This window comes from Glutamicibacter sp. BSL13 (genome assembly GCF_052928425.1).
The window spans coordinates 1-9,969 of record NZ_JAVGCZ010000098.1; the positions used below are offsets into that span (position 1 = coordinate 1).

The 9,969-nt window shown below is 66.4% G+C and carries 10 protein-coding genes; 8 read left to right on the forward strand and 2 right to left on the reverse strand.

The window, feature by feature from the left end; translation table 11 throughout:
- The 7 genes from RCJ92_RS13290 to RCJ92_RS13320 form a co-directional block, all read left to right on the forward strand.
- Positions 1 to 812 (forward strand): transketolase-like TK C-terminal-containing protein (locus RCJ92_RS13290; protein WP_446754797.1); only part of this gene is annotated, 812 nt, incomplete at its 5' end.
- A 211-nt stretch (positions 813 to 1,023) separates the two neighbouring features.
- Positions 1,024 to 2,232: a PucR family transcriptional regulator gene (locus RCJ92_RS13295; protein ID WP_138178410.1), complete on the forward strand. Its 1,209-nt coding sequence runs from the start codon at positions 1,024 to 1,026 to the stop codon at positions 2,230 to 2,232.
- Positions 2,233 to 2,454: 222 nt separating this feature from the next.
- Positions 2,455 to 3,375 carry an ACP S-malonyltransferase gene (locus RCJ92_RS13300; protein ID WP_346921981.1) on the forward strand — a complete coding sequence of 307 codons (921 nt, stop codon included), beginning with the start codon at positions 2,455 to 2,457 and terminating at the stop codon, positions 3,373 to 3,375.
- A gap of 47 nt (positions 3,376 to 3,422) precedes the next feature.
- Positions 3,423 to 4,502: a beta-ketoacyl-ACP synthase III gene (locus tag RCJ92_RS13305; RefSeq protein WP_446754798.1), complete on the forward strand. Its 1,080-nt coding sequence runs from the start codon at positions 3,423 to 3,425 to the stop codon at positions 4,500 to 4,502.
- Positions 4,503 to 4,639: 137 nt separating this feature from the next.
- Positions 4,640 to 4,885 (forward strand): acyl carrier protein, encoded by a 246-nt coding sequence (locus tag RCJ92_RS13310; RefSeq protein ID WP_054821937.1) that lies wholly within the window; start codon positions 4,640 to 4,642, stop codon positions 4,883 to 4,885.
- 175 nt (positions 4,886 to 5,060) lie between these two features.
- The gene (locus RCJ92_RS13315; RefSeq protein ID WP_138178412.1) at positions 5,061 to 6,299 is read left to right on the forward strand and encodes a beta-ketoacyl-[acyl-carrier-protein] synthase family protein; all 1,239 of its coding nucleotides are present in this window, start codon (positions 5,061 to 5,063) and stop codon (positions 6,297 to 6,299) included.
- Between the two features lie 209 nt (positions 6,300 to 6,508).
- On the forward strand, positions 6,509 to 7,084 hold the full coding sequence (locus RCJ92_RS13320) for a dihydrofolate reductase family protein (protein ID WP_360027495.1): 576 nt from the start codon (positions 6,509 to 6,511) through the stop codon (positions 7,082 to 7,084).
- Between the two features lie 208 nt (positions 7,085 to 7,292).
- Here RCJ92_RS13320 and RCJ92_RS13325 read toward each other — a convergent pair whose 3' ends face one another.
- Both RCJ92_RS13325 and RCJ92_RS13330 read right to left on the reverse strand, forming a co-directional pair.
- Positions 7,293 to 7,796: a DUF3145 domain-containing protein gene (locus tag RCJ92_RS13325; RefSeq protein ID WP_054821238.1), complete on the reverse strand. Its 504-nt coding sequence runs from the start codon at positions 7,794 to 7,796 to the stop codon at positions 7,293 to 7,295.
- 145 nt (positions 7,797 to 7,941) lie between these two features.
- Entirely contained in the window at positions 7,942 to 8,970 is a 1,029-nt protein-coding gene (locus tag RCJ92_RS13330; RefSeq protein ID WP_446754799.1) for a tyrosine recombinase XerC, read from the reverse strand.
- Between the two features lie 210 nt (positions 8,971 to 9,180).
- Between RCJ92_RS13330 and RCJ92_RS13335 the strand changes: the two genes are divergently transcribed.
- Positions 9,181 to 9,789 carry a GNAT family N-acetyltransferase gene (locus RCJ92_RS13335; protein WP_446754800.1) on the forward strand — a complete coding sequence of 203 codons (609 nt, stop codon included), beginning with the start codon at positions 9,181 to 9,183 and terminating at the stop codon, positions 9,787 to 9,789.
- Positions 9,790 to 9,969 lie beyond the last annotated feature (180 nt).

Genomic DNA, 9,969 nt, shown 5'->3' on the forward strand with positions numbered 1-9,969 from the left:
CGACCGCTGGACGCACCACCCTGACCGGTGAGGGGCTGCAGCACGCTGATGGGCATTCCCCGCTGCTGGCGTTGACCAACCCGGCGGTGGTGGCCTACGACCCGGCCTACGGGTACGAGATCGGGCATATCATGCGTTCAGGCCTGGAGCGCATGTATGGCGGGGAACACCCGGATCCGAACGTGATGTACTACCTGACGGTGTACAACGAGCCGATCATTCAGCCGGCCGAGCCGGAAAACGTGGATGTTGAGGGGATCATCAAGGGCATTTACCTGCTCAAGGAAGCCTCGATTGACGGGCCGCGCGCCCAGCTGCTGGCCTCGGGGGTCGCGGTGCCGTGGGCGTTGGAAGCCCAGGACATCCTGGCCACCGAATGGGCAGTGTCTGCCGATGTGTGGTCGGTGACCTCGTGGAACGAGTTGGCCCGGGAAGGTCAGCACTGCGACCAGGTCATCATGGACGACCCGGGTGCTACGCGTCCGACCCCGTACCTGACCGGTCAGCTGGAATCGGCGACCGGCCCGGTGATCGCGACCAGTGATTACCAGCGGGCGGTGCTTGAACAGGTGCGCCCCTACGTGCCCGGTGAGTACCACACCTTGGGAGCGGACGGGTTTGGGTTTAGTGATACCCGGGCCGCGGCGCGCCGGTTCTTCAAGATCGACGCGCATTCCCTGGTCGTCAAGACCCTGCAGGCGTTGGCCGAGCGGGGCGAGATCCCGGCCGATACCCCGATCAAGGCGCATCAGAAGTATGACCTGAACAACCCCAACGCGGGACGTTCGGGCAACGCTGGCGGCGACGCCTAACCACCCACCCACCGGTTCACGGCCCCACCCGGGGCAGTGAACCGGTGGGATTCTCAACGGTGGCCACACCCCTTCCCCGTGAAGGAGCGTGTGGCCACCGTTTCCCATTTGCCCGGCCACCACGGCACCGCAGCTGCCGCGTGCCCGCTTCCCAAGCTCAGAAACCGTCTGGCACACGTGGCCCGCGCATCGAACCGATATGCTCATAGACATGAATGAAACGGCCGAAGCTTCGCTGCAGCGCGGACGGCCCAGCCGGCTGGCCAAGCCGAGCCCGGAGACCATCAAGCGGCTCAAATCCCATCTGGGGGTGCTGTCCACCGCGGCGCTGAAGTACCTGGACCAGTCCCTGCCCTGGTACCGCTCCCTGGCCCCGGAGGAGCGCGCCGCCCTGGGCCTGGTGGCCCAGAAGGGCATCTCCACGTTCGTGAACTGGTACGAACACCCCGAATCCACCCCGGCCTGGGTGATGACCGACGTGTTCGGGGCCGCGCCCACCGAGCTGACCCGCTCCATCAGCCTGCAAAAGGCACTAGCGCTGCTGCGCACCATCGTGGAGGTCGTTGAATCCCAGGTGCCGGACATCGTCGCCGAATCCGAGCAGGGCCAGGTCCGCGAGGCGGTGCTGCGCTACTCGCGGGAGGTCGCGTTCGCCGCCGCCGACGTGTACGCCCGGGCCGCGGAGACCCGCGGGGCGTGGGATTCGCGCCTGGAGGCGCACGTGGTGGACGCGGTGCTGCACGGCGAATCCCAGGACTCGCTCTCCTCGCGTTTCGCCGCGATCGGCTGGCGCTCCCAGGCGAACATCCGCATCATGGTGGGCACCACCCCCTCCTCTCCCCCGGTGAACTTCGTCTCCGCGCTGCGCCGGGTCGCCACCCGCTACGGGCGGGACTCGCTGGTGGGGATCCTCGGGGACCGGTCGATCCTGATGCTCTCGGACACCAAGTTCGAGGAGATGGACCTGGGCCGGCTGGGCCGGTTGTTCGGTGAGGGGCCGGTGGTCTACTCGCCGCTGGCGCCCACGGTGAAGGAAATGCACTACGGGGCCACGGCCGCGATGGCCGGGTATGCCGCGGCCGCCGCCTGGCCGGAGGCGCCGTGTCCGATCGCCGCCGATGACCTGCTGCCCGAACGGGTGGTCAACGGGGACCAGCTGGCCGCGGATGCGCTGCATGAGCGGGTCTACCAGCCGCTGCAGCACGCGGCGAACGCGCTGACCGAAACCCTGGCCAGCTACCTGGCACTGGGGCATTCGCTGGAGGGCACGGCCCGGGAACTGTTCGTGCACGCCAACACGGTGCGCTACCGGCTCAAGCGCGTGAGCGAGGTGACCGGGTGGGACCCGCTGGTCCCCCGCGACGCGTTCGTGCTGCAGACGGCGCTGATGGTCGGGCGGCTGCGTGACGCCCGACGCTAAACCGCTGCCGCTGACCCGAAGCACGGGAGGCCGCCCAGAGTCACGGCCGGACGGGGCAGCTTTGGAGGGTGCGCACAGGTGCAGCGGGTGTCATCTGCCGAAATTGGCGGGTTTCCTTCGACAGCGGCCCCAGTGGTTTTGTAGACTTCCTACAAAGAGGTTCGGCCAGCTTGGTGCCGAAATGATGAGCGCAACCCGTCCCCAATTTGGAAAGCTGTAAGAGTGCTAGCAATTGTATGCCCGGGACAGGGCTCCCAGACCCCAGGATTCTTGAACGACTGGCTGCATGTGGCTGGTGTGCGCGACCATCTGCAGGACCTGTCGGTGATCACCGACCGCGACCTGATCGCCCACGGCACCGAATCCGATGAGCAGACCATCAAGGACACCGCGGTGGCCCAGCCGCTGATCGTGGCCGCCGGGCTGGTCACCGCCCGCGCCCTGCTGGGTGACACCCTGCCGCCGAACACCGTGCTGGCCGGGCACTCGGTCGGGGAAATCACCGCCTCCGCCTTGGCGGGGGCGCTGAGCGAGGGCGATGCGATGACCTTCGTGCGCGAACGCGCCAACGCGATGGCCGAGGCCGCCGCCGAACAGCCCACCGGCATGGCCGCCGTGCTTGGCGGGGACCCGCAGGAGGTGCTGGCCGCCATCGAGCAGCACGGGCTGACCGCGGCGAACGCCAACGGCGGCGGGCAGACCGTGGCCGCCGGCACCATGGAGCAGATCAAGGCGCTGAGCGAGAACCCGCCGGCCAAGGCGCGGGTCATCCCGCTGAAGGTTGCCGGGGCATTCCACACCGAGCACATGGCCCCGGCCGTGGGCGTGCTGAAGGAACTGTCGGCCAAGCTGGACCCGGCCGACCCGGCCGTGCCGCTGCTGTCGAACTACGACGGTAAGCCGGTGGCCGACGGCAAGGCGAACCTGGCGTCGCTGGTCGCCCAGGTCTCCCGCCCGGTGCGCTGGGACCAGTGCATGGAACAGCTCGCCGCCATGGGCGTCACCGGCATCCTGGAGCTGGCCCCGGCCGGCACCCTGGTGGGCCTGGCCCGCCGCGGGCTGAAGGGCGTGAAGACCCTGGCGCTGAAGTCCCCCGAGGACCTGGAGGACGCCCGCAAGTTCGTCAACGAGCACGTGGCCTAACCCGGTTCCCTGCGAACCGATACGACGTGGCGAGGAAAGAAGAGAACATGAGCGCTGTGCTGAACCAGGTGACACCAAACGCCCACAGCCGCATCCTGGGCACCGGAAGCTACCGGCCCACCGTGGTGGTGACCAACCAGGACGTGTGCCAGTGGATCGATTCCTCCGATGAGTGGATCCGCCAGCGCACCGGGATCATCACCCGCTACCGTGCGGATGAGAACACCTCGCTGCTGGACATGTGCGTGGCCGCCGGGCAGGCGGCCCTGGCCGACACCGGCCTGGAGCCGGGACAGATCGACGCGGTCATCGTCGCCACCGTCACCTTCCCGCACGCCACCCCCTCCGCGGCCGCCGCGGTGGCCGACGCGCTGGGGATGACCCCGGCCCCAGCCTATGACATCTCCGCCGCCTGCGCCGGCTACTGCTACGGGGTCGCCCAGGCCGATGCGCTGGTGCGTTCCGGGCTGGCGCAGAACGTGCTGGTGATCGGCGCGGAGAAGCTCTCGGACTACATTGACAACCATGAACGCACCATCTCCTTCCTGCTCGGGGACGGGGCCGGCGCGGTGATCATCGGCGCCAGCGACACCCCGGGGATCTCCCCCTCGGTGTGGGGCTCGGACGGCTCGAAGTGGTCCGCGATCGGCATGACCCACTCCCAGGTACAGCTGCGCGAAGGCCTGCTGGGTTCGGCCCTGGCCGCCGGGGCGGGCGACGCCGACCCGCAGGGCGAAGCCGCCGACGCCGCCCAGCCGGACTCCCCGCGCTGGCCAACGCTGCGTCAGGACGGGCAGACCGTGTTCCGCTGGGCGGTGTGGGAGATGGCCAAGATGGCCCGCAAGGCCCTGACCGAGGCCGGGATCGAGGCCAGCGACCTGGCCGCGTTCCTGCCGCACCAGGCAAACATGCGCATCATCGACGAGATGGTCAAGCAGCTGAAGCTGCCCGATTCGGTGATCGTGGCCCGGGACATCGCCGAGAACGGGAACACCTCCGCGGCCTCCATCCCGATGGCCATGGACCGGATGCGCCGCGAACATCCGGAGGTCTGCGGCGGACTGGCCCTGCAAATCGGCTTCGGCGCCGGGCTTGTCTTTGGCGCGCAGGTCGTGCGACTGCCATAAACTAAACAGTTGACGGCAACGTGAAGTTTTCACCAAGCCGGGTGGCATCCCCCAGCCCCGGAGCGATCCGGCGGGGATGACGGTGCCGCCCAGTCATCGTCGGTTGTACCGGCACAACACAAGAAAAGGAGCCTTTCATGGCTAGCAACGAAGAAATTCTGGCGGGCCTCGCCGAAATCGTGAACGAAGAGACCGGCCTGGACGAAGCAGACGTGCAGCTGGACAAGTCCTTCACCGAGGACCTGGACATCGACTCGATCTCGATGATGACCATCGTGGTCAACGCCGAAGAGAAGTTCGACGTGAAGATCCCGGACGAGGAAGTCAAGAACCTCAAGACCGTGGGCGACGCCGTCAACTTCATCGTTTCGGCCCAGGCCTAGTGCCGCACGCCGGTGCAGCGACGTACCGGCGCACCGCGTGACGTGGTCCGGCAGCACAGTAGCTACCTGCCGGACCACGTCCGCCGCTGAGCGTGGCAGCACCCCTTCCACGCATGTGGGCCGTGAGCGGCCCACCCCCTGATTTTTGTTTTCCCGCCCAGTAGAGAGTTAGACGATGGCGCGCAAAGTAGTGATCACCGGCCTGGGAGCCACCACCCCCATTGGCGGGGATGTGCCCACCCTGTGGGCCAATTCCCTCAAGGGCGTCTCGGGCGCCGCCACCCTCACCGACGAATGGGTCGAGGAATACCAGCTGCCGGTGACCTTCGCCGCGCGCGCCTCGAACCCGGCCAGCGAAACCCTCTCCCGCGTGGAGATGAAGCGCATGGACCCCTCCACCCAGTTCGCCGTGGTCGCCTCCCGCGAGGCCTGGAAGGACTCGGGCCTGGAAGAGGTCGACCCGGACCGCCTCTCGGTCGCCTTCGCCACCGGCATCGGCGGAGTGTGGACGCTGCTGGACGCCTGGGACACGCTCAAGGCCAAGGGCCCGCGCCGCGTGCTGCCGATGACCGTGCCGATGCTGATGCCCAACGGCCCGGCCGCCGCCGTCTCCCTGGACCTGGGCGCCAAGGGCGGGGCGCACACCCCGGTCTCCGCCTGCGCCTCGGGCACCGAGGCCATGCACGTGGGCCTGGATTTGATCCGCAACGGCAAGGCCGATGTGGTCATGGTCGGCGGCGCCGAGGCGGCCATCCACCCGATGCCGATCGCCGCGTTCGCCTCCATGCAGGCCCTGTCCAAGCGCAACGACGACCCGCAGCGCGCCTCGCGCCCCTACGACCTGGACCGTGACGGCTTCGTTATGGGCGAAGGCGCCGGCGCCCTGGTGCTGGAGGCCGAGGAACACGCCCTGGCCCGCGGTGCGCGCATCTACGCTGAACTGGCCGGCTCCTCGGTGACCGCCGACGCGTTCCACATCACCGCCCCGGACCCGGAAGGGCTGGGCGCCACCCGCGCGCTGAAGGCCGCCATGTTCGACGGGCGCATCCAGCCCGAGGACGTCGTGCACGTCAACGCGCACGCCACCTCCACCCCGGTGGGCGACAAGCCCGAATACACCGCGCTGCGCGCCGCCCTGGGCGATGCGCTGGATGACGTGTGGGTTTCGGCCACCAAGTCGCAGATGGGCCACCTGCTCGGCGCCTCCGGCGCCGTGGAGTCAGTGCTCTCCACCCTGGCGGTCTACCACCGCAAGACCCCGGTGACCATCAACCTGGAGAACCAGGACCCGGACATTCCGCTGAAGGTCGTCACCGGCCAGCCGCAGGAACTGCGCGAGGGCTCGATCGTGGCGCTGAACAACTCCTTCGGCTTCGGCGGGCACAACGCCGTCGTGGCCATCCGCAGCATCTAGCGGCATCAGCCACGCACGCCAGTACAAGGGCGGCCGGATTCCCAACACGGGAGCCGGCCGCCCTTTGGCATCCCCACCAGGGGCGGGAGCGACCGCCTCCAGCCGGGCCGGATCCCCTTCCCAAGGCGGGGCGCGGCCGGTAGTTTGGGAGCACCGGACCCGGCTGGCACGTTCAGCCGCAGGAAACGTTCACGTGCGGAAGGCTCAGGATGCGTACCCTCATCGTCACCACCCTCATCTCCCTCGACGGCGTCATGCAGGCCCCCGGCGGGGAGAGCGGCTACCGGCATTCGGGCTGGACCTTCAACCTGGTGCAACCCGATGAGGCCGCCTACGAGCTGAAGGCCACCGAACAGTCCGATGCCACCGCCATGCTGCTGGGGCGGAGGACCTACCAGGAGTTCAGCAGGGTCTGGCCGGACATGGACGAGGAGTTCGCCGACTACAACGACCAGCCCAAGTACGTAGTCTCCACGACGCTGGAGGAACGCGACCTGGTGGAGAACTGGGGCGAGACCACCATCCTGCGCTCCATGGCCGATGTGGCCCGGCTGCGGGCCGGGGACGGCGGGCCCATCATCGTGCATGGCAGCGGCACCCTGGTGCATTGTCTGCAGGAACACCGCCTGGTGGACCGCTACCACCTGCTGGTCTTCCCGGTCCTGCTCGGCGAGGGCCTGCGGCTGTTCAGCGACAAGCCCTTGGAGGCCCAGCGACTGCAACTGGTGGAGTCCGAGGCCTACTCCAACGGCATCCAGAAGAACGTCTTCGACGTGATCCGCTGACCGAACTCAGGCGGTCCTGAAACAGCGCTTACCGCCATCGAATGGCGACTTCACGAAAATGCCAAGCGGCACGAGGTAGACCCGATGCGGGTCTCCCTCGTGCCGTCACCGGCTTCTCGTTAACAAGCAGTGCCAGCAGGCAGTGACAACTCACTCGGAGACTTGATGACTAGCGGTTTGAACGACTAGTGAAAATACGGGGTCGAAGTTAGACGACCTGGTTGAGCCAGCGCACCGGGGCGCCGTCGCCGGCGTGGCGGAAGGGTTCGAGCTCCTCGTCCCACGCCTCACCGAGGGCAATGGACATCTCCTGGTAGAAGACCGAGGGGTTGCCGTCGCCCTTTTCGTAGGCCCAGCGGATACGGTCCTCGCTGACCATGATGTTGCCCGCGGTATCAACGGTGGCGTGGAAAATTCCCAGTTCCGGGGTGAAGGACCAGCGGCTGCCGTCGCAGCCTTGGCTGGGTTCCTCGGTGATTTCAAAGCGCAGGTGCTGCCAGCCGCGCATGGCGGATGCCAAGATGGCACCGGTGCCCTGCGGGGCGGTCCACTGAATTTCGGCGCGACGAAGTCCGGGTGCGGCTTCCTGCTCGGTCCAGTCCAAGCGGACTGGCTGCTCGAGCACCGACCCGATAGCCCACTCCAGATGCGGGCATAGCGCGGCAGGGGCCGAGTGAATGAACACAACTCCCCTGGTCATTGACGCAGACATGCCATCCTCCGTTACCTGTTGATCGTCTTCCCCTACGTCAACCGCAACAGATTCAGCATTTCTTAATGTGCTAGTTCTATCTTGCCTGAAAACCTGGTGTTTTCGCCAGCCAAAGCCTACTTCCGGGTAAACACTCGGTGAATCGTCAGGCCCGGGGGTGTGCCTGCTGGTAGCTCTGGCGCAGTCGATCCACCGAGACATGCGTGTACAGCTGGGTGGTGGCCAGCGAGGAGTGACCCAAGAATTCCTGAACGGCGCGCAGGTCTGCCCCACCGTCGAGCAGGTGCGTAGCCACCGTGTGCCGCAGGGCGTGCGGGCCACTGGCCGAGGTATCCCCCAGCCTGTCCAGGGCGTCGGATATTACCTTGCGCGCCTGGCGTACGTTCAGCCGGCCGCCGCGGGCACCGACCAGCAACGCGTTCTCGGCATTGGCGGAGGCGAGGACCTCTCGGGCCTGCCGCAGCCAGAACTCCAGTGTCCGCTGGGCCGGAATCCCGAAGGGCACCATGCGCTCCTTGTTGCCCTTACCCAGAACCCGCAAGGCACGCCGCTCGAAGTCCACATCACCCACGTCGAGCGACACCAGTTCGCTGATGCGCAGCCCACTGGCGTAGAGCAGCTCGCCAATGACCTGGTTGCGTACGGCCACGGCTGCGTCCTTTTCGCTGGGCGCGGCGCCGTCCTGGCCCGCCGGATTATCCGCTGAGGTCTGAGACGACGTCGACGGAGCCGTTCGGGGTTCCTTGATGTCGGTCAGCAGCCGTTCAACTTGTCCAGTTTGCAGGACGTGCGGCAGGCGGCGTTCCTTCTTGGGTGCCTGGAGCCTGAGCGCGGGGTCCTCGGCGATGAGGTCTTGCCGGTCGGCCCAGACAAAGAAGTTCTTAACCGCCGAGATCCTGCGGGCCATGGTGGTGCGGCCCAGGCCCTCTTCCTGCATCCGCACGAGCCAGCCACGCAGTTCTTCGATCGTCACCTGGTCCAAACCGGTGACCCGTTGGCTGGCGAGGAAGACAAAGAGTGATCGCAGGTCCGTTTCGTAGGCACGCACGGTGTTCTCGCTACGCCCGCGCTGGTACAGCAGATAGCCCAGGTAGTCCTCCAGGTGCTGCTGGATTACCGGGTCGATCTGCGGCGCTTCGGTGGCCGATGGCTCGACTTCGTGTTCTTCACTCATCAGATTCAATGTACCGCGCGCCGGGGACACTTTCCGGGACGGTTCCCCTACCTCTCTTGCCGCACGTGCCTCGACAACCCATCCGGCCGCTGGCGGGATGGGACGGGAGCATCGAACGTCACGCTGCGCTACGATGCGAGACATCATGGATCCGGGTCAGCGGGCAACCGGGTCGCGAGGTTCTCATAGCGCGCGGGGATAGGAGGAGCAGTGGCGTTTCACAATAGTGGCTTTGAGGCCCCAGATGAACTGGTGACCGAGAGTTTCTTACTGCGACCTATTCGAGCCGCCGATGCGCAGCTGGACTATGAGGCCGTCATGGAGCGCAAGGACTTCTTGCGGGACTGGGAGCAGACCGGCTGGCCGGAGGATGGGTTCATGGTCGAGGACAACCATCAGGATCTCGCGCGACTGGAAGAACGTCACTCCGAGAACAGGGCGTACGCCTACACGGTGATGACCCACGACCAGAAGCTCTGCCTGGGCTGCGTCTACGTCATGCCGACGGATGCGTCCATGTTCTCGACAGCGAAGATCACTGCACTGGGTGAGAAGGGGTGGACGGACTTTGAAGGCGCCGTCTACTTCTGGACTCGCGGGCCCAAGGACGGAAGCGACCTCAACCGGCAACTTCTGGAATGCCTCCGACACTGGTTCACCAGTGATTGGGGCTTCGCCGGGCTTTTGGTGGTAACCGGTGAACTACTCACCGAGCAGATCCAAGTGCTGGAAGCTTCAGGTCTGCCCCCGCTGTTCCGGATCGAGGAACGGGACAAGCCGCACCCGTACCTCGCCTACGTGTTGCTTGGATACGACTAGCCACCTATCGCTCATGCTGCCGAATCCCCTTGCTGCGAGCTTGGTTAGCGGTGCTAGACGATATGAGGTGTAGGGCTTGGTAGGTCTGGTCAGAGCTGGAACCTCCGCTTCATAATGATTGAACGCTCTACGGCGTAGCGTGGATCACCAACATGATCACCACGAACCCGTGGATTTCCT